Here is an 18,090-nt window from a genome sequence, read left to right as displayed (position 1 = left end):
CGATCTTCGAATAGAGACGCTCGAACTCCGGCGAGAGGACTTCCAACGCCTCGTCCACGATCGCCCGGATCGCCCGCAAGGGATGATCGCCCGGTACCCGCGCTTCGCAGCTCACATACGAAAATAGAGCTCCGCTCTCCCGATCCTCACCCCGCATCGCGCCCTCCATGATCGCAAACCAAACGCCATAGAGAATCACGACCAAAAGACTTCGGCGAGCCCTTTTTCAGCAGCCTGCTAGATCGGATCATGTTTTGACGGAACCACTTCGTGGTTGCGCCAAAACATGCGAATCCGATCGACATCAAACAGTGAGAGCAGATTCACCCGGTCGATGGATCGCCTTCGGCGATTCCATCCGACCGGGATCTGCTCCAGGACCTTCGTCGAAGCGGTGCCAGCCCGCACCCCCTCCCGGCCACCCAATGCAATTATCCTAATGGGTGGCCGGGAGGGGGTGCGGGCCGGAGCCGTCTAAATCGAAAAGGGTCTAACCGCCGTAGCGGTGATCGGCCCCGACCGCCGCAGCCAGCGTTTCAAACCCGTCCTCACGCAGCAGTCCTGCCAGCTCGCGCTTGATCCGCCAGACCAGGGCCGGTCCGCGGTAAATCAGGGCCGTGTAAAGCTGCACCAGGGAGGCGCCGGCGCGGATCTTGCGGTAGGCATCGGCCCCCGAGGTGATCCCCCCGACACCGATCAGCGGCAGCCTGCCCTCGGTCAGGCGGTAGAGATCGGCCAAGACCGCCGTCGACGGGGCGAACAGCGGCCGACCGGAAAGTCCGCCCGCCTCGTCGCGCGCCGCCGCCTTCAGCGACGCCGGCCGCTGGATGGTGGTGTTGGTCGCGATAATGCCGGAAACCCCCTGGGCTAGGCAGACCGCCGCGATATCCTGCTTGTCCTCTTCCGTCAGGTCGGGCGCGATCTTCAGCAGCAGTGGCGGCGCAGGGGCCGGCAGGGCGTCCATCACCCGCCCCAACAGCGCCTCCAGCTCGGCCCGGCCCTGCAGGGCGCGCAGGCCCGGCGTGTTGGGTGAGGATACGTTCACCACCAGATAATCGGCCAAAGGACCCAGCGCCGCCGCGCCTTTTTCATAGTCGGCAGCAGCGTCTTCAGTCTCTTTGTTCTTGCCGAGGTTGATGCCGACCAGCCCCCGATTCCCGCTTGGAAGCCCACCAGCAGCCTGGTGCTCGCGAAAGGCCGTGAGGCGCGCCTGCGCCTGTGCAAGGCCGCCGTTGTTGAAACCGAGGCGGTTGATCACCGCGCCGTCCTCCGGCAGGCGAAAGATCCGCGGCTTCGGATTGCCGGGCTGCGGCCTGGGCGTGATGCTGCCCACTTCGACGAAGCCGAGGCCGAGCCGCAGCATCGGCGCCATGACCGCAGCATCTTTGTCGAAGCCGGCCGAGAGCCCCAGCGGGTTTGCAAAGTCGCGCCCCCAAAGCCGGATTGCGAGGATCGGATCTTCAGGCGCTTCAGCGCGCGGGCCCAGGCCCATCCCCAGCGCCTTCAGCGTCACGCCGTGGGCGGTCTCCGGATCCAGCAGTCGCAACGCCGGGCCGATCAGATGATCGAACAAGGAAGCAGCAACGGAAATCGGTCGTCTCCGGTCTTCAGGAAAGGACAGGAAAAATGTGATGCCCGTCGGGGCCGAGGGGCAGGTCATCCACCCGGCGGACGGCTGCGACCGGCAGCGCACCATAAAGATGCGGGAACAGCGCCCCGCCTCGCGAAGGCTCCCACTTCAAGGCCGGGCCCAGCGCCAGGGCATCCACCGTCAGTAAAACCAGACCGTCCTGCCCGGCACGATGCCTGGCGGCCGAGACTTCGATCTGCGCTGCAGAGGAAAAATGGATGAAACCGTCGGCCTGATCCTGCGAGGAGCCGGGATAGTGGCCGTCGGCTTCTGCCTGAGCCCACTCTTCCTTGCGGCACATATGGAAAATCACAGAGTCGTTCATGGTCGCCAAGGTAGAGCAAGAATCCGCCGTTTGAAACCTCTTGGCCCTGCCGGTCGTTGTTCTTGAAAACGTTGGGCCGAGGCGGCCAAACCTGAAGCCGGCCTGCTTGAGCTCACAAGGGCAAATCGCGCCAGAGGCGAATATTAACCAGTTAAGACTCTTCTTAAATGCAGTAAAACACACAAGAGTGTTCTTTTCGAAACGACTAGTGTTAAGACTATGTTCTTGCTGCATTAGACCTCAATTTATAAGACAATGTTCCCATGCTTGAGCATCAAAGTGTATGGCGCGCGATTGACCGCCTGGCGGCACGCTACGGCTTGTCACCCTCTGGTCTGGCCCGGCAAGCCGGTCTGGACCCGACGACATTCAACAAAAGCAAACGCATTACCAAAGAGGGTAAGCAGCGTTGGCCGAGCACCGAATCCCTGGCCAAGGTCTTAAATGCCACCGGCGCCTCCCTCAGTGACTTCGTGAGCCTGGTCGAGAACCAACAGAACCCGACCAATTTCCGACGGCTGCCAAAGCTGCGCTTCGCCCTGGCGGCACAACCCGGCTACTTCGACCCCCAGGGCCGCCCGCTGCGGGCCCATTGGGAAGAAACCGCTTTTCCCGATGTCGCCGACCCCCACGCCTTTGCGCTGGAGATCACCGGCGATGGCCTGCAGCCGATCTTTCGCCAGGGCGACATCGTCGTGGTCTCGCCGAGCGCCGAGGCGGGACCGGGCGACCGGGTTCTGGTCCGCACCCAGCAGGGCGAGATGCTGATTGTCGAATTGCAGAACCGCAACGAGCGAGAGCTTTGGGTAAAATCGCTCGGCCGGGAGCAGGCGGCGCGGAGCCTGCCGGCCAGTCAGATACAATGGGTATCGCGCATTTCCTGGGCCGGACACTAAAGCGCGCGCCCGCCGCGGATCGCCCCCGCCATGGATCGACCCTGCCATCGATCATCCCGGGGGCCGCAAGATTCTCCAAGACCCCGACACCCCCGTCGTGCTTTTCCTGGCTGCGGCAAGCCGATAGGCTGCGCGAAGAAGAGCCGCCGCAGATCCCGAAAGCAGTGAGAAAGAGCAGCCCATGACGACGACAAAGGCCGTGCATTTCCTGGATGGCGCGTGGATCGAGGGAAACCCCCCGATCATGGGGCCCATGACCCATGCCGCCTGGATGGCCTCGGTCGTGTTCGATGGCGCAAGGGCCTTTGAGGGCGTAACCCCGGATCTGGACCTGCATTGCCAACGCCTCGTGCGTTCCGCCGAGAGCTTCGGTCTGCAGGCTGTTCACAACGCCGGTGAAATGCTGGAACTGGCGCAGGACGGCCTGAAGCATTTCGACAAAGACGCGGCGCTCTATCTCAGGCCCATGCTCTGGGCAGAGACGGGCTTTGTCGACTGCGATCCGGAGAGCACAAGGTTCTGCTTCACCCTCTACGAGGCGCCGCTGCCGTCGGGCGACGGCTTTTCGGTCTGCCTGTCCAGCTTCCGCCGGCCGATGCCGTCCATGGCCCCCACCGACGCCAAGGCCTCCTGCCTCTATCCCAACTCGGCCCGGGCCCTGCGCGAGGCCAGCAAACGCGGCTTCGACAATGCGGTGGTGCTGGATGCCCTGGGCAACGTCGCGGAACTGGCGACGGCCAATATCTGGATCGCCAAGGATGGCGCGGCCATAACCCCCGCCCCCAACGGCTGCTTTCTGAACGGCATCACCAAGCAGCGCGTTGCAAACCTGCTGGAGCAGGCGGGGATCGCGGTCTACGAGAAGCAGGTCACCTGGCAGGATGTGCTGGAAGCCGACGAGGTCTTCAGCACCGGCAACTACGGCAAGGTGGTGCCCGTCTCACAGGTCGAAGACCGCCACCTGCAGCCGGGTCCGGTCTACGCCACCGCCCGCGAGGCCTATTGGAGCTGGGCGCACAGCGGCGCCCAGGGCGGCTGAGCGCAACAGGGCGCTACTTAGGGCTCAGACGGTAGCCGGCGCCGCGCACGGTCTGCAACTGGTCGCCATGGCCGTTCAGTTTGCGCCGCAGCCGGCCGACATAGACATCGACGATGTTGGTCAGCGGATCTTCGCTCGCCCCCCAGACGCTGTTCAGAATGCGCTCGCGTGAAAACACGCGGCCCGGTTTCGACAGAAACAGTTTTAGGATCTCACGTTCTTTGGCCGTCAGATCCAGCACTTCTCCGTCGACCGTCGCTTCCAGGCTTTCCAGATCCAAAGCGATCGCGCCGGCCCGCAGAACCGTTTCGGGCTCGGCGGCCGTAAAGCGGCCGGAGCGCCGGGCCAGGGCCTCGACGCGGGCGATCAGCTCATCGAACTCGAAGGGTTTGACCATGTAGTCGTCGGCGCCGATGCGCAGGCCCTCGACCCGCTCGTCAAGTGCGTCGAGCGCCGAGAGAATCAGGATCGGCGTGTAGTCGCGCCGCGCGCGGAGCTTGCGGCAAAAGTCCTGGCCGGGCAGACCCGGCAGCATCAGGTCGAGCAGTACAACGTCGAAACGTTCCTGCAGTGTCAGCTCCAGTGCCGTCTCCGCATCGGGCGCATGAATCACCATCCAACCCTCTGCGCGCAGACCGCGCAGGACGAAGTCCGCGACCCGCGCCTCATCTTCCACCAGCAGCACATTCATTGATTGCGGCCCACCCCGGCCAAGCAAGTTTGGATAGTCTGCCACAAGACCATCTCATGTCTCGAGAGAAGCATGCCCCTGTTCCTTCCACCGCAAGAATCGTTTGTCACAACAACAACGATCCCCGCAGTGGCCTATTCCGCCACCGCTGTGACAACAAAGGGGCAGCGGTGAAGAAGTCAGGGACCACGACCGCTTTGCGAGCGGGCGGGCACAGGCTTCGGCGTGATGACCCCAAGATAGGGCGCGCAAGCCCCGGTGTAGTTGGGATTTATCACATCATAGAAAGAATAATGGGTGTTCTTTAGAAGCCGTAACGCAACGCGGCGAATTTCGGATTTCAGTCACGAGAGCGGGTTTTCCGGATCGATGAATCGCTTCGGACAGACTCTCTGCAATCGGGGTCTGTTTTGTCAGGAAGCGGCCGCAAGCCGCGGGCGGGCGGGCAGCGTAAAGCGCGCCTGCACGCCCTTGCCCGGCTCGCTTGTCAGGGCGATGTGCCCGCCGTGGGCCTCAACGATAGCCTTGGCCACGGGAAGGCCCAGCCCGGCGCCGCCGTCATAGCGAAGAGCCGCGTTGGAGCCGCGAAAAAAGCGCTCGAAGACGTGCTCCCGCTCTTCTTCCGTCAGCCCCGGCCCGTCATCGATCACGGTGACGGCAAAGCCACCCGGCGCCTGATCGAGGCGCACCTTGATCTCCTCGCCGCCGTAACGCAAAGCATTCTCAAGAAGGATGGTGATGACCTGCTGGATGCGACGCGGGTCGGCCCGTACCTTGGCCGAGGTTACCGCTGTTTCAAGCGTCACATCCTTGTCGGTCTCGCCGAGTGCCCGGCCGGCGGCCACGGCGCGCCTGACCAGTTCCTCGAGATCGACAGCCTGGGGATTGATACGGATTTCGCCGTTCTCCTGGCGGGCAACGAACAGCAGATCGTCGACGATACGGGCGGTGTGATCGGCCGCTTCACGGGTGCGGAGCAGCACTTCACGGTACTCCCCGGCATCCCGATCACCGCCACGCAGGGCGACATCGGCCTCGCCGCGAATGATGGTCAAAGGCGTGCGCAGCTCATGGCTGACATCGGCCAGGAGCCTTTTGCGGTTGGCTTCCGTCTGGCGCAGGGTCTGCAGCAGTTTTTCGAGCTGCGCCGTGCGGCGTGACACTTCCAACTCCAGGGCGTCGCGCGAGGCGCTCAGTGAATCCTGCCGCTCGGCCACCTTGGCGATCATCTGATTGAAGGCCTCCGCCACGCGATCAAGCTCCGTACCGCCCGAGACCTCGATGCGATGGTCGAGCTCGCCGTGGCCGACAGCCTCGGCCCCTTCCAGAAGGCGCTGCAAGGGCCTGGTCAGGCCGCGACGCAAAAGGACGATCCCGAAGAGCGCGGTAATCGCAGCCATCAATCCGGCGATCACGGCGGAGTTTTGGAAAAGGGCGATGGCCGCCCGCAGTTCGACCTCCGTCTCATCGACCTCGGCCTGTTCCCCGACCAGGGCTTCGGCGATGAGGATCTGAAAATCCGCGTCGATCTTTTCGTCGAGAATCTCCGACAGCTGTGTCTTATAGGCCAACGACTCCGGCGCCGCCCCACTCTCCTGCAGGCGGGAGAATTCCCTCAACAAATACTGTATCTGCCACTCGATCCGCGACAATAACTGAAGCTCTTCGACTTCCTCATCGCCAACCATCTTCACTTCTTCGGCGATCAAGGATCGCAGCTGGGTGATATCGTTGCGGATCTCCCCCAGAAGGCGCGCTTCGCCGGTGCCCTGGTCGCGGTCGCCGATCAGCATGGCGTCGCCGAACTGCTTGAAGAGCTGATAGGTATGGCTCGACAGCGAGAGGTACTGTTCATGAACCCGGTGCGCGAGATGCGAGCGCTCCAGGTGATACTCCGCCGAGCGTGCCGACCAGAAAGCGAGAAACGCACTGACCAGAGCGATCGTCAACAGAACGCTGAAGGACAGCGTAAGCTTGGTCAGATACCGCAAGGTCTCTCCTCTTTTCGTCAGGCCGCGCAGCGCGGCGCGAAGAAGCGCGCTGCCGGGCCGTTACCCGCGAGAAGGTCGGCCGGCGAACCGGTTTCCAGGATTCGCCCGTCCTCGATGAACCATAGCGTATCCATACGCCGAGCGAGAGCGAGATTATGGGTAATAATGAGGGCGGTGGCATCGCTTTGCCGTACCAGCCGCTCGACCAGCTCCGGACCTTCGACATCCAGGGCATCGTCCGGCTCATCCAGCAGCATGAGTTTCGAGCCTGAAAGCGCCGCCCGGGTCAGCAATACCCGCCTGACCTCGCCGGCGGAAAGGTTGCGCCCGCCCTCGGCGAGCTTGCCGTCGAGGCCACCGAGCCGGACAATCACCTCTTTCAGCCCGAAGGCCTCGGCTTCGGCCAGGATCGCCTCGTCGCCGGGTTGCTCGGCAACACCCATGATCAGGGCACGGCGCAGACTGCCGGCCAGAATCGGCGAGCGCACGCCGACCAGGGTAATCATGCGCCGGCGTTCCGCGGCACCCAGGCTGCTGGGCGGAAGACCACCGAGCGTAACCGCGCCGTCACGCGGCTGCTCCAAGCCCGCCGCCAGGCTGATCAGCGTAGACTTGCCGGCGCCGTTACCGCCGACGATGGCGATTTTCTGTCCCGGCGACGCCGCGACCGTAACGTTTTCCAGAGCACCCGCCGACACCTCGGCAAAGCGCAGCGGCGGCGGCGCATTCTCGAGAGGATCGCGCCCCTGCAGGGCCGCGCGCTTCAGCTTCGGTGCGGCCAACAGCGCTTCACATTTATCCCTTGCGGCGACCCAGGCGCGGTGGCGATCCCAGACACCGGCAAGGTCGCGCATCGGCTGAACCATCAAGCCGACCGCCGCCAGAGCGCCGGCGGCCTCGGCCGCCGCCACGCCGCTGCTGAGCGCCATCAGGAAGAGGCTTGCCGCGGCAAAACCCGATACCACATCGGGGACCGCCCGCAGCACCGCGGCGCCACGTGCCCGCGCCATGGCCGAAGCGATCAGCTTTTCGGTACGGCGCAGAAGATGCGCCTTTTCCGTACGGATGCGCCCCAGCAGGCGCAGTTCAGGCGCATGGGGAATCCGCTCGCTCATATCAGCGGCCAGGCGGGCGCGACGGCTCCGCAGGCGCTTATGGGCCGGCCCCAGGCGAGGCCCGGCGAGAATCATAACCCCGAGACCCAAGACAATGGGGATCGAGGCAGCAATGCCGAGATTGACGTTCAACAAAAAGAGCACGCCGGTCGCCACCGGCAGCACGATGCTGGCGGAAACCAGACGGGCGATGCCAAGGCTGACCCAACCACGCACCGCCGCCAGGTCGCCGACAAAGCGCATCGCCAATCCACCATTGCGCCGGGCGGCGACATCGCGCGCCGACATCTCGGTCAGATGGGCAAAGAGTTTCAGGCGCAGCGACGCGGCATAGTTCTGGCCGACACGCTCGGCCACCACTCTCTCGCCAACGCGCAACAGTGCGATTGCAAGTCCGGCTGCCGCAACAGCCGCCAACGCCAGCAGCGGCAGGATGGCGGAGTCATCGCGGAAGGCGGCGAAGACATCGCGGGTCGCAAAGGCCGCTACCCCGGCGGCGGCGGCTTGGCCCAGGGCAAGGACCGCGACCAGAGCGATGCTCCGGCCACGGTTCTCGCCGATGATGCGCGGCAGTCGGCTCATGCCGCAACTCCGACCTCTGCGATGCCCAGAGACACACCCTGACGCTCGTTGCTGTCGAGCAAACGCGCCAGAAGAGCGTTGGCCTGCGCCGGGTCGCTCAAGGCATCGCGGGTGACGACACGCACACCGGTGGCGGCCTCCGCTTCGCGGGCACCGAGCGGCGAGCAGCTGACCATCCCGGTCACAACGGCGGGTTCGACACCCATCGCCCGCAGGGCCGCACAGCCACCGGCGGCGGCCAGCGCGTCGGGGGCGGCAAAAAGCACCCCGGCGAAGCTGTCGCGGACCTTGGGGTTTTTCAGCAGATCGGCCGTCTCTTTCTGGAACACGCCGTCGGCCAGTTCGACCACGGCAACCTCGCAGCCTTCACGCTCGGCATGGGCCAAAAGCGTATCCAAGCCCGCTTCGATTCGCGCCAGGGGCTGGCGATAGGTAGAGACCATGCCGGCGTCGGTGAAATCGGCGACGTAGCTGGCGCCGGTGTCGGAAAAAGCATTGAAGTCACCGAAGGCGCCGGTACCGGTGGCCTTGATCGCCGCGACCTGATGGCCGGCGCGGCTGAGGCCATGGGCAAGGCGCGCGACCGCCGTGGTCTTGCCGGAATTCATCGAGGCACCGACGACACCGATCACCATCATAGCGGCCGGCCTGTCGGCCGCGGGCAGGGCATAGCTGGCGAGGTTCATCACCCTGCCGGAAGCGTGGGTCAGCAGACCAAGCGGCACGACACGGGTCGGGGCGGACATGCGGGCATGGCGATGACGCATACGCCCCAGCACACCGCCGCCGGCCAGCATGTCGGCGCCTTCGGGATCAAGCTCGGCCAGACCCTCGAACTGATCCGGGGCATAGCGGGCGCCGCAAGCGAGGACCACAAGGTCGCCGACGTAGAGTTCCGAGGCGCGGCCTTCGGCCAGCTGGATTTTCTTGTGGGAACCGATGCTTTCCACACGGCCAAGCACGAGATCGCCGGACACAGCCCCGCCAAGCGTCTCATTCAGACGCAGAGCATCCTGGCGCCGGACGCGGCGGGTGGAGAACGCCCACTTCGCGCGGGTCAGCAAGTCCTGGGTAATGGGAGTGTGAAGGGTCATTTTGCTAGCTCCTAAATTGATAAATCAGCTGATTAATCGTTGTTTGTGACAATGATGAACTTTGTTGAAGGGCGCCTGTCGCGCTGATGAAAGGGCATCTAACCCAACATGAACGACATCTGAACGCGCCCTTCTCAACCAGCCTTGGCGGTGATCGCCGGCGCCGTTTCACTTGACGGCAGGACCAGTCGGTCGAGGCCGCCGCGCTGGACGCAGGCACGAAAGTCGTGACCACAGTCGGACAGCAGATCGAACTCGACCGCCGGCGTAAGACCCCGGGCTTCAGCCGCTTCACGCAGGGATTCAGCCCAGTGTATGCCGCGCGTCACACGATCCTTACCCTGCTGCCGGTCGATTTCCGGGCCGCTGCGGGTGTTGGGGTCTTGAATGTTGTCATCGGCACCGACGCAGACCTGCACCGGAATCCGCAGGAACTGATCGAGCCCGGCGGCAAGACGCGGCCCCCAATCGTCGCTCCGCCCCGGCCGCGCAGACAGGCCGTAGGGATAGGTCGCCTTATCGGGGAAAGTGTACCAACCGGCCGAGGCCACCGTGAGCCGCGATACAAGCTGGGGATAGAGCATCGCAAAGCGATGGGCGAACTGGGCGCCGCCGGAATAGCCGGCGAGATCGAACTTTCGCGTCTTCCAGACACCCGCCAGCCGCAGTTCCATCATCAGCGCAAGGAGGGCAAGATCGGCGCGCTTTTTGCGCACGACCTGTTGATAGTGCGGCCAGTGGTTTTCATCGAACAAAGGGGCGATAACCGGCCGGCCAAGCGCGGCTGCGCGCTCGCCAAAGAACCTGGCTTGATCACGGGCACGGCGCTGAATGCCGTGCACAGCAACCAGCGGCGTCGCATCGGCCGCCATTTCACCCGGCAGTGCGAGCCAGCAGCCCAGGGCGCCGCGGCCTTTGGCAGAGCGGCGCTGGAGCGTAAAGCCCATCGCCGAGGGAGCGGTCGCGGCTTGGGAGTTAATAACGGTCATGGTTTCTCTTTCTTTCTAGGCGGCTTCGCCGAAGACCTTGGCGGCCTCGGTGCGGGGCAGCAGATCGAAGATCATGTGGATGCGGTCCTGGTCGCCGTCATTGAAGGCTTCGTGGACCTGCTTGTTGTCGAACCACCAGAGTTCGCCCTCCTGCATGCGGATTTCCTCCTCGCCGGCTTTCAGCCAGGAGCCCGCGGTTGAACGCAGCACCAGATGGAAACGATTGCGCAGCTTGTAGTAATCGCCGCGGTCGATGTGCGGATAGACGCGGCGGCCGGCGGGCAGGCAGACAATCTTGGCCCGGCTGAGCAGACTGTCCTGGTCCTTTGCAAAGTCCCGCAGGAAGCTGCGCGCAACCGGATAGAGTTTCGACATGGTGGTCCAACGGCTCTCATGCACATCCCGGCGCTTGCGCTCACCGATTGCGGACTTGCGCAGACCGCGCAGCGGAATGGAAAGCGCCTCACGCTGAACCTTGATCTTTTCCTGCCGGCCGGTCGATCCGTCCCAGGCGCCTTCAATGGCGGCGATTTCATTCAGAAAGGGCGTCGGGTCGATGGCCGGTTTGATGCAACGGAAGTACTTCATAGCGATCTCCTCGTGAGCTCTGCAGGACCAAAGTCTTCCTGTCAGGCTGTCGTGTTGTGTCTTGCGTCAACCGCTCAGAGGCGCGGCCTGGGCTTGTTGGGACAGCAAGTAAGCTTCACTCAACAAAAACGCAACTAACTGTATGTTTTTTAATATCTATTTCGGGTTTTCGTCATGCCCTGTTGGGCGCCCGTTCACGGCAAATTCAGATGGCTTTCATCTTGCCGGGCAGCCCAGGGATTTCAGTCGGCGGGATTCAGTCGGCGCGAAGCCAGGCGACCTCGACGCCGTTGCGCCGGTGCACTTCGCGGTAGGCAATGGGTCCCTCGCCCGGCGCGAACCAGGTTGTGCGCGTGCGGCGGGTGTCCTTGCAGACCACGACATAGGCCGGCGTCGCCGCCTGCCCGGGCCGCAGCACGTCAACCGCATTGGTCACTTCGCAACGTGTCTCACGGGTGTAACTGCGGCCGCTGCTGGAAACCGCGCGGCGTTCGTAGCGGCCGACGCTGCCGACCTTCAGGGGATACAAAGAATCCAGTTCCCGCACCTTGGCCCGCGCCGTGTGCCAGTTCTTCGAATCGCCGCAGTTGGCCCAGCTGTCCGAGGGGGAGAACCAGTCGTCCGACCGGGTCCATACACAACCATTGCTCTCGCGCACCCGGATGCCGTTGCCATAGGGGCGCACCGTGTAGGTCTTGCGGCTGCCGTCCATCAGGCTGGTGACCGTCATGCTGCTGAGGTCATCGGCCGCCGAGCGAGCGACCGGCTTTATCGAACCGGAGAGATCCTGGGTCGACGGGCTCGCGGGCGCAAACACGGAAGACAGGGAAGAAATCGAGGGGAGCTGAAAATCGCCACCGGCTGAGCAGGCGGCGAGCGGCAAGGCGAGCATCACGGGAAGAAAGCGTTTCATCGTATCATCTCCTGGTCGGTAACTGAGGCCCCTAGGGCGTCTGTTATCAGGAGAACGACCGTGCCGACGGAATATTCCGGCGAATTTCAGAAACTAAAGAAAAGCTCTGAAAGGCCCAGAAAACCGGCACTATTTCAAATTTTTTCGCGTCAGCACGCATGGCTGGATCGATGAGCGGCGGTAAGGAGCCAGAGGTGCTCAACACACTGGAGGCGGCTGTTCGTCGTCACGTGGAAGATGCCGAGTGGTTCAATTAGGGTGACGCGCCGTCGTTCGATTCAGCAACCTCGTTCACGGTTCCTGGCGACCTGACCTCCCGCTACCACGTTTAACCTGCCTGACTTGCGGGGTAGGGTGCCAATTGGTGTCGGAACGGGTGACGCTGCGGATGCTACGGCCCATGCATTGGCAGAGAAGAGTGGGGCCGAAAATGGCCCACATACTCACAGCGTTTTCTCGGGTTTTGGCGTTCAATCTGGCGCAAACCAAAACGGTGTTTTTAGTTCCGGTCCTCAGAGGTCAACTACGACTTCAGGGTCTGGTTCACCGCACAACAACATGCCGCCTTACTTGGTCCTGAACCATATGATTGAAACGTAGGGAATCGTTGATATGGGGTGATGCTAGTGTAGAATTGGACGCTGTCGTTTCAACTCAGGCGCGTCAATGCGAAAACTTCTAAAGCGCATACTTTTCATGCTACCGCATCAACGGGCCCGCAAGGCGCTTCGCAGCGGCGCACCGCTTCGCGTGATGTTGGGGGCGGGTCGGAAGGTTCCCGAAGGTTGGATCTCAACAAACATTTGGGATCTGGATATTACAAAGGCGGCCAGTTGGGATGCCTTTTGTAGAGCCGGGCAGATTGACAGTCTCTTCTGTGAACATGTTCTTGAACACTTGACGCCAGCAGAGACTCGCGAAGCGCTGCGGCTGGCATTCGACCACCTTGGCCCTGGTGGCAGGTTCCGAGTTGCGGTCCCTGACGGTTATCATCCAGACAAGGGCTACATTGATGCAGTCAAGGTCAATGGTTCTGGTCCTGGGGCGGCTGACCACAAAGTGCTTTACACAATAGATTCCTTACGCCCCCTGTTGGAAGGCGTCGGGTTCGCTACCGAATCTTTGGAGTTCTTTGATTCTGCCGGAGTGTTTCATGAGAAGCCATGGTCAGATGAAGGCGGCAGAGTTATGAGGTCCAGGCGGTACGATCCAAGGAACACACCAACAGAGATTAACTACTCCTCACTCATCATCGATGCCCTGAAACCTTCAACCTCTATCAGATAAAACTGATCGGCTATTTGAATGACAGGCCAACACCTGCCCCGGGATACCAGTGATTGACGGGCTGCTCTCCGGCAAAGAGGAATTGTCGCCCGCGTTCTTCGGAAAAGTTTGCAAGCGTATCTGTAGCATGGGCGTTGTCGCCGATAATCAGCGAATCTCCTGAAAGCCTGCTTTCGATACACTCATATTCCCGTCGCTCATAGTCCTGAGAGTGGTCGCTATCGTTTACAAATAGGCCGATAGAATCGGTCAATTTGGTTAGGCTTTCGATGGAGTCACCATACAATATCGTTCCGACCTCGCTGTATGGTGGCTGCAATAGGTAGCCCGCCTCTGGATTGATATCGGTCCCGAAGTAGCGGCCCGGATGGCCCTCAATAGCATTGCGTCGGAGCGCGGCACAGAGAACGACTGACCCCAGGCCCTTATCCACGCCGGTTTCAACTATGGTGGTTGGCTTGAGTATCCGCGCCGCCGCATACCACACCAATCTGCGCCCGTAACGTGCTTCGGGGTCAGCCTTGTTGCGATGGGGGCTCTGACGAATCTGGTCTGCGATGAATGATCGTAGTGCTGCGTCTGTTTCGATCTCTGAGAAATACTGCCGTACTGTAGCTGGGCTGGAGCCGGTCGCGATGGACAGAGCGAACGCCAAATGTTCTTTGTTCCGGGCCGTCAGGCAGTAAGTGTGATTTGTCGTTTCGCGCGAGTGGAGCAGCCAGCGAGCGCCGGTCTTCAGTCTTGGCCAATAAAAGCGACTAATCAGAATTGCCCGTTTGACGAAGACCTTGAGACGGTTCACTTGCCCAGCGCCCGCAGAACCGCTTTAGGCTCTTTGGCAATGACGTTCAGCAGCACGAGTGCCGGGCCTCTTGGGTGGCGCTGCCCCTGTTCCCATTTCCTGAGGGTAGAGGGGCTGATACCGAAGATATGCGCGAACTTATCCTGAGACAGCCCGGTTTTCTTGCGCGCTGCCGCGACGTCCACGGCGGGCACTTCTACGGTGCGGGGCTTGGCCTTAGACTTGTCGCCCTTTGCGAAGGCGAGGGCGTCTTTAAGGCCCGTTTCGATAGTCTCAAAGGCTTCCTTGGCCATTATCATATTCCATAGGTTTCACGGATTGCGGTGACGAGCCTCCTGAGTTTGTTGCGTTCATCCTTGCTGAGATTGTCCTTCTCATTCTTGGCGAAGACGGTCAACAGAAAGACCGGCAGAGTTTCGTTGTAGAAGTAGTAGGCGACCCGAACGCTGCCGCTTTTGCCTTTGCCCTGGGTGGCGAAACGAACCTTACGGATGCCGCCGGTTTCTTTCATGACGGCACCAGCCTTGGGGTCTGCTGCCAGCAGGTCGATAAGCTCTTTGACCTCTTCTTACGACATCCGGCCCTTGGCGCGGCTGGCAAAGGCGGCGGTTTCTACGACGGTGTTTAGTTCTTTCTGGTTCCTGCATATTATATAACCCATTGGGCTACAATTTTTAAGAGTTTTCTTTGCCCCATTGGGTTATAAATATAGGGAATCCTGAAAATACTCAACATCGTTCGGGCAGCGTTTCTGGCGCTGTCTGTATTCCTATCGCTGCCCGGCGAAGCCTGGGGGCAGGCACCGCAGTGTTTGTCCCACGATGCTATTCTGGAAAGCCTCGCCAAGAACTACAAGGAAGCGCCCAGAAAACCTGACCCCCGCGGCCCGGTTTGGGCATCGCGGGGGCCGAAGTTCACCGGAAAAAACCGAACTAAATACGGTTCAAATCGAAAGTGTTTTTGAAGCCTTTCGGCTTCTGACCGAAGCGATCAGAATCTAGCGCCAACCGTTCTTCAGGAGATCCGCTTCCTCCGCGGGGCCCAGGGCAGGCTGCGCCCCAAGCGCATCGAGCATGGCATTCAAGGCATCCTCGGCGGGCCCCGAGGCAGGAACGATCCCGTCAGGATTCGCTTCTAACGCCGGCCCGGTAACGACGATCTCGACCTGCCAGCCGCTATCGCCGCCGCCGCGGCAAGCGATCCCGAAATCCATCGTGTTCGCCGCTTTTCCGGCCAGTTCGAACTCACGGCAGATGCGGTCCGCGCCGTCGCGGAATGTCAGCATCAGCTGCACACCCTCCTCGGAAACCTCGCCGCTCGCCAGACTCTCGAGCGCGGTATGCAGGAGACCAGTGCTGGGGGTCGGCCCCACAGCCACCAGGGGCGCCGGCTGATCCGGGCCGCCCGGAAAGAAGACCGCCGTCGACGTGATCCCGACGACCAAGGCGATACTGGCAGCCAGGGCCATACCGACCCAGGGCCTGCGGGCTTCGCGTGCTTTGGCAAAATCGACCACCTCGCCGCGTGGCGCGGCATCGCCAGATTCAAGATCAGACCCAAGAATGGTATCGCGCAGCTCGGCGGAAACCGGTTCGGCCATCGGCCCATCGAAAGCCTCGCGCAGCAGCCGATTGGCTTCCCGCACTTCCTCCGCATAAGCCCGGGCCTCGGCATCTTTCTCGATAGCCTCGGCAACCGCCGCCGCCTCCGCCTCGTCGAGACTGCCGTCGACATAGGCTGCAATCTGCTCGCTCGTCAGGTTTCCGGGCATCAGTTGTTCTCCTTCAGCAGCGGCAGAAGCTTGGAGCGCGCCCGCGCCAGCCTGCTCATCACGGTACCCACAGGGATTTCCAGGGCCTCAGCCGCAGCCTTGTAGGAATAACCTTCAATCGCAACCAAGGCGAGAACGGCCCGCTGATCTTCAGGCAAGGCCTTCATTCTTTCGCGCACTTTCGCCAGGGTCATTCGGCCCTCAGCGACCCGCGCCCCCTTGCCATCATCCGAAACACGGGCAAAATCGTCAGGATCGCTGACCTCCGCCCGGCGGCTGCGGCTGCGAACCCGGTCGATCCAGGTGGTTTGGACGATACGGAACATCCAGCTGTCGAGCCGTGTGCCCGGCTGAAACTGGTCCAGTTTGCCCAATGCCTTCAAACAGGCTGTCTGCACGAGATCTTCTCCTTCGTCCCTGGATCCGGACAGTGAGTAGCCAAAGCGCCGCAGTCGCGGTACCAGAGCAACCATCTCGGACTTGATGTCGTCGTACATAGACGGTCCACCCTGCCTTCTATTTGTGGGATAACGCAGCCATCGCACCAATATTCCAAACTACATGGATTTTTTTCCAATTCCCTACGTTGTGCCTTTGTAGAACGCGGTCATCAAGGAATTCAGAGAATGCGCATATTCTTCATCCTGCTCGCCATCTGGCTTATGCCGGCCCTGGTTCTGCCGAACGGCGGCGATGGCTATCTTTGGTCGGTGGCTGAGGCCGACGATGATGACGATGACGACGATGGTGACGACGACGATGACGATGACGACGACCGTGGCGGCAGCCGGGGCGGGGGCGGCGGCGGGGGCCGCGATAGCGGCGGCCGGGACAACGGACCAGGCCTGTTCAATTTCTTCGGAGGCGATTCCGGCGCCGACCGCGATTTCATAGATCGCGAAATCATCGGCGTCGGACTGAACGCCCTCGATATCGCCGCTTTGGAGATCGTTGGGTTCAGCTCGGCGGGAAACTTCAGCCTGCCCGCGCTTGGAACCTCCGTTTCACGCCTTTCGGTCCCGTCCGGCCTCGACATGGACGAGGCTTTGGATCTGGCCCGCACGACGCGACCGGGCGTTCGCTTCGACTTCAACCACCTCTACACCAGCGGCGGTGGCCGCTGCCTCGGCGAACAATGCTGGTCTGCGCGGCTGGTCGGGCTGGAATCCGCCAGCGGATCGGCCTGCACCGAGGGAGGGCGGATCGCGATCATAGACACTGCGGTCGACACCGGCCATCCGGTCCTGAGGGGCGCCTCGGTGGTGACCAGGAGTTTTCGCCCGGACGACAGCACGGCAGCCGACGCCGACCACGGAACCGCCATCGCCGCCCTGCTGGTCGGCCAGGCGCCCGCGGAGATGCCGACACTAGCCCCAGGCGCCCAGCTTTTGGCCGCAGAAGTCTTCTATCTCTATAAGGACAAGGTCAGAACCGATGCGCTGGCGATCCTGCGTGCCATGGACTGGGCCATCGACGCGCAAGCCCAGGTCATCGCCTTCAGCTTGAGCGGCACAGCCAATGAGGTATTGGAAAACGGCATCAAGGAGGCGGTCAAACGAGTCAACCTCGTGGCCGCCGCCGGCAACGGCGGGCCGCGCAGCGACCCGGCCTATCCGGCCGCCTATGCCGAGGTCCTGGCGGTAACCGCCATCGACGCACGAAAGCGTCTCTATCGCAGCGCCAACCGTGGCGCTTATGTTGAGCTGGCGGCGCCCGGCGTCGATGTCTGGTCGGCGGACGCCAAAAACGGCTTCACGACCTGGACCGGCACCAGCTTCGCCGTGCCCTTTGCCGCCGCCGCCTTGCTGCACACCCGCGCACGCCCCGGCACCGGCCCGGGCGAAGCACGCAGCCTGCTCAACCGGAGCGCCGAAGACCTCGGCGCCGCCGGGCGCGACGACGTCTTCGGTTGGGGCCTGCTGCGCGTGCCGGAAGGCCGCTGCTGAACTCCGGAGTTTGGGTGCCTTCGGTAACCTTCAGATCTCTTATCCCGAACCGCCTGCTGGAGCCCGAAACAAAAAAACCCTCACCCTCCCTCTCCCACAAGGGGAGAGGGAAATGCGAGCGGCACTTCAGAACCCGCACCTCCGTCAGTAAAAGAGGTTAAGCAGGAGAGGGTAAACAGGTGCCTTTGATTTCCCCTCTCCCCTTGTGGGAGAGGGTCGGGATGAGGGGTAAATGGTTTCTCGTTCCAGCGGGCAGCAATACGCCCGATCGCCCCCCACACGCCATTGTCATGCCCGGGCTTGTCCCACTGGTGTCCGGTTAAGACTAGGCCCACTGGAGGACCATCTGATCGGGGTTGATCGGAGGCTCTGGATCGGACTGGATCAGGCGGTCGATGCGCTTTCGGTGCATGAGATTGGCGCGGACGAGG

General features: G+C 62.3%; 18 protein-coding genes and 1 pseudogene. 4 read left to right on the top strand and 15 right to left on the bottom strand.

Annotated elements, in window-relative coordinates; all coding sequences use genetic code 11:
* The 3 genes and pseudogenes from HBA54_RS27985 to HBA54_RS27975 form a co-directional block, all read right to left on the bottom strand.
* Positions 1–157: pseudogene (locus HBA54_RS27985) on the bottom strand (IS5/IS1182 family transposase); the annotation flags it as partial.
* A gap of 333 nt (positions 158–490) precedes the next feature.
* Positions 491–1,573: a quinone-dependent dihydroorotate dehydrogenase gene (locus HBA54_RS27980; RefSeq protein ID WP_240932956.1), complete on the bottom strand. Its 1,083-nt coding sequence runs from the start codon at positions 1,571–1,573 to the stop codon at positions 491–493.
* Positions 1,574–1,607: 34 nt separating this feature from the next.
* A complete protein-coding gene (locus HBA54_RS27975; protein WP_167231815.1) occupies positions 1,608–1,955 on the bottom strand; it encodes a DUF952 domain-containing protein in 348 nt (115 codons plus the stop codon).
* Between the two features lie 263 nt (positions 1,956–2,218).
* Here HBA54_RS27975 and HBA54_RS27970 point away from each other — a divergent pair, with 263 nt between their 5' ends.
* Entirely contained in the window at positions 2,219–2,851 is a 633-nt protein-coding gene (locus tag HBA54_RS27970; RefSeq protein ID WP_167231812.1) for a S24 family peptidase, read from the top strand.
* Positions 2,852–3,032: 181 nt separating this feature from the next.
* On the top strand, positions 3,033–3,890 hold the full coding sequence (locus HBA54_RS27965; RefSeq protein WP_167231809.1) for a branched-chain amino acid aminotransferase: 858 nt from the start codon (positions 3,033–3,035) through the stop codon (positions 3,888–3,890).
* 13 nt (positions 3,891–3,903) lie between these two features.
* On the opposite strand, the gene HBA54_RS27960 is transcribed toward HBA54_RS27965, so the two are convergent.
* From HBA54_RS27960 to HBA54_RS27930, 7 genes are all read right to left on the bottom strand, one after another.
* Positions 3,904–4,581, bottom strand: a complete 678-nt coding sequence (locus HBA54_RS27960) for a response regulator transcription factor (protein WP_167231805.1) — start codon at positions 4,579–4,581, stop codon at positions 3,904–3,906.
* Between the two features lie 413 nt (positions 4,582–4,994).
* A complete protein-coding gene (locus HBA54_RS27955) occupies positions 4,995–6,572 on the bottom strand; it encodes a sensor histidine kinase (protein WP_167231801.1) in 1,578 nt (525 codons plus the stop codon).
* A gap of 17 nt (positions 6,573–6,589) precedes the next feature.
* A complete protein-coding gene (locus HBA54_RS27950) occupies positions 6,590–8,269 on the bottom strand; it encodes an ATP-binding cassette domain-containing protein (protein ID WP_167231798.1) in 1,680 nt (559 codons plus the stop codon).
* Positions 8,266–9,363: a DUF1611 domain-containing protein gene (locus tag HBA54_RS27945; protein WP_167231795.1), complete on the bottom strand. Its 1,098-nt coding sequence runs from the start codon at positions 9,361–9,363 to the stop codon at positions 8,266–8,268. Before HBA54_RS27945 ends, HBA54_RS27950 begins: the two co-directional genes overlap by 4 nt.
* 134 nt (positions 9,364–9,497) lie before the next feature.
* Complete coding sequence (locus HBA54_RS27940; protein ID WP_167231792.1) at positions 9,498–10,352, bottom strand: alpha/beta fold hydrolase; 855 nt, start codon at positions 10,350–10,352, stop codon at positions 9,498–9,500.
* 15 nt (positions 10,353–10,367) lie between these two features.
* Entirely contained in the window at positions 10,368–10,940 is a 573-nt protein-coding gene (locus HBA54_RS27935; RefSeq protein WP_167231789.1) for an aspartyl/asparaginyl beta-hydroxylase domain-containing protein, read from the bottom strand.
* A 256-nt stretch (positions 10,941–11,196) separates the two neighbouring features.
* Positions 11,197–11,853 (bottom strand): hypothetical protein, encoded by a 657-nt coding sequence (locus HBA54_RS27930; RefSeq protein WP_167231786.1) that lies wholly within the window; start codon positions 11,851–11,853, stop codon positions 11,197–11,199.
* Positions 11,854–12,519: 666 nt separating this feature from the next.
* Between HBA54_RS27930 and HBA54_RS27925 the strand changes: the two genes are divergently transcribed.
* Complete coding sequence (locus HBA54_RS27925) at positions 12,520–13,140, top strand: class I SAM-dependent methyltransferase (RefSeq protein ID WP_167231783.1); 621 nt, start codon at positions 12,520–12,522, stop codon at positions 13,138–13,140.
* Positions 13,141–13,150: 10 nt separating this feature from the next.
* Here the strand turns inward: HBA54_RS27925 and HBA54_RS29800 are convergent, their stop codons facing one another.
* From HBA54_RS29800 to HBA54_RS27900, 5 genes are all read right to left on the bottom strand, one after another.
* On the bottom strand, positions 13,151–13,942 hold the full coding sequence (locus tag HBA54_RS29800; RefSeq protein ID WP_167231780.1) for a class I SAM-dependent methyltransferase: 792 nt from the start codon (positions 13,940–13,942) through the stop codon (positions 13,151–13,153).
* Positions 13,939–14,235 (bottom strand): helix-turn-helix domain-containing protein, encoded by a 297-nt coding sequence (locus HBA54_RS27915; protein WP_167231777.1) that lies wholly within the window; start codon positions 14,233–14,235, stop codon positions 13,939–13,941. Before HBA54_RS27915 ends, HBA54_RS29800 begins: the two co-directional genes overlap by 4 nt.
* Before the next feature lie 2 nt (positions 14,236–14,237).
* A complete protein-coding gene (locus tag HBA54_RS29375; protein ID WP_240932955.1) occupies positions 14,238–14,453 on the bottom strand; it encodes a type II toxin-antitoxin system RelE/ParE family toxin in 216 nt (71 codons plus the stop codon).
* Between the two features lie 486 nt (positions 14,454–14,939).
* Entirely contained in the window at positions 14,940–15,713 is a 774-nt protein-coding gene (locus tag HBA54_RS27905) for a DUF3379 domain-containing protein (RefSeq protein ID WP_167231774.1), read from the bottom strand.
* On the bottom strand, positions 15,713–16,210 hold the full coding sequence (locus HBA54_RS27900) for an RNA polymerase sigma factor (RefSeq protein WP_167231771.1): 498 nt from the start codon (positions 16,208–16,210) through the stop codon (positions 15,713–15,715). The genes HBA54_RS27905 and HBA54_RS27900 overlap by 1 nt, the downstream gene beginning before the upstream one ends.
* 129 nt (positions 16,211–16,339) lie before the next feature.
* On the opposite strand from HBA54_RS27900, the gene HBA54_RS27895 reads away from it, so the two are divergent.
* Positions 16,340–17,659, top strand: coding sequence for a S8 family serine peptidase (locus HBA54_RS27895; protein ID WP_167231767.1), 1,320 nt, complete (start codon positions 16,340–16,342; stop codon positions 17,657–17,659).
* Positions 17,660–18,090 lie beyond the last annotated feature (431 nt).

This window comes from Pelagibius litoralis (genome assembly GCF_011683915.1).
In the GTDB taxonomy this organism is placed as follows: Bacteria; Pseudomonadota; Alphaproteobacteria; order Kiloniellales; family Kiloniellaceae; genus Pelagibius; species Pelagibius litoralis.
Note: the sequence above shows the minus strand (reverse complement) of the source record. Positions and strands in the feature narration are given on the sequence as shown.

What these genes read in the sequence shown, in the direction of transcription:
- HBA54_RS27925 (WP_167231783.1), top strand. Translation starts at nt 12,520, where the DNA reads ATGCGAAAACTTCTAAAGCGCATACTTTTCATGCTACCGCATCAACGG.
- HBA54_RS27930 (WP_167231786.1), bottom strand. Translation starts at nt 11,853, where the DNA reads ATGAAACGCTTTCTTCCCGTGATGCTCGCCTTGCCGCTCGCCGCCTGC.
- HBA54_RS27915 (WP_167231777.1), bottom strand. Translation starts at nt 14,235, where the DNA reads ATGGCCAAGGAAGCCTTTGAGACTATCGAAACGGGCCTTAAAGACGCC.
- HBA54_RS27970 (WP_167231812.1), top strand. Translation starts at nt 2,219, where the DNA reads ATGCTTGAGCATCAAAGTGTATGGCGCGCGATTGACCGCCTGGCGGCA.
- HBA54_RS27905 (WP_167231774.1), bottom strand. Translation starts at nt 15,713, where the DNA reads ATGCCCGGAAACCTGACGAGCGAGCAGATTGCAGCCTATGTCGACGGC.
- HBA54_RS27935 (WP_167231789.1), bottom strand. Translation starts at nt 10,940, where the DNA reads ATGAAGTACTTCCGTTGCATCAAACCGGCCATCGACCCGACGCCCTTT.
- HBA54_RS27965 (WP_167231809.1), top strand. Translation starts at nt 3,033, where the DNA reads ATGACGACGACAAAGGCCGTGCATTTCCTGGATGGCGCGTGGATCGAG.
- HBA54_RS29375 (WP_240932955.1), bottom strand. Translation starts at nt 14,453, where the DNA reads ATGAAAGAAACCGGCGGCATCCGTAAGGTTCGTTTCGCCACCCAGGGC.
- HBA54_RS27940 (WP_167231792.1), bottom strand. Translation starts at nt 10,352, where the DNA reads ATGACCGTTATTAACTCCCAAGCCGCGACCGCTCCCTCGGCGATGGGC.
- HBA54_RS27950 (WP_167231798.1), bottom strand. Translation starts at nt 8,269, where the DNA reads ATGAGCCGACTGCCGCGCATCATCGGCGAGAACCGTGGCCGGAGCATC.
- HBA54_RS27960 (WP_167231805.1), bottom strand. Translation starts at nt 4,581, where the DNA reads ATGAATGTGCTGCTGGTGGAAGATGAGGCGCGGGTCGCGGACTTCGTC.
- HBA54_RS27895 (WP_167231767.1), top strand. Translation starts at nt 16,340, where the DNA reads ATGCGCATATTCTTCATCCTGCTCGCCATCTGGCTTATGCCGGCCCTG.
- HBA54_RS27975 (WP_167231815.1), bottom strand. Translation starts at nt 1,955, where the DNA reads ATGAACGACTCTGTGATTTTCCATATGTGCCGCAAGGAAGAGTGGGCT.
- HBA54_RS27945 (WP_167231795.1), bottom strand. Translation starts at nt 9,363, where the DNA reads ATGACCCTTCACACTCCCATTACCCAGGACTTGCTGACCCGCGCGAAG.
- HBA54_RS27900 (WP_167231771.1), bottom strand. Translation starts at nt 16,210, where the DNA reads ATGTACGACGACATCAAGTCCGAGATGGTTGCTCTGGTACCGCGACTG.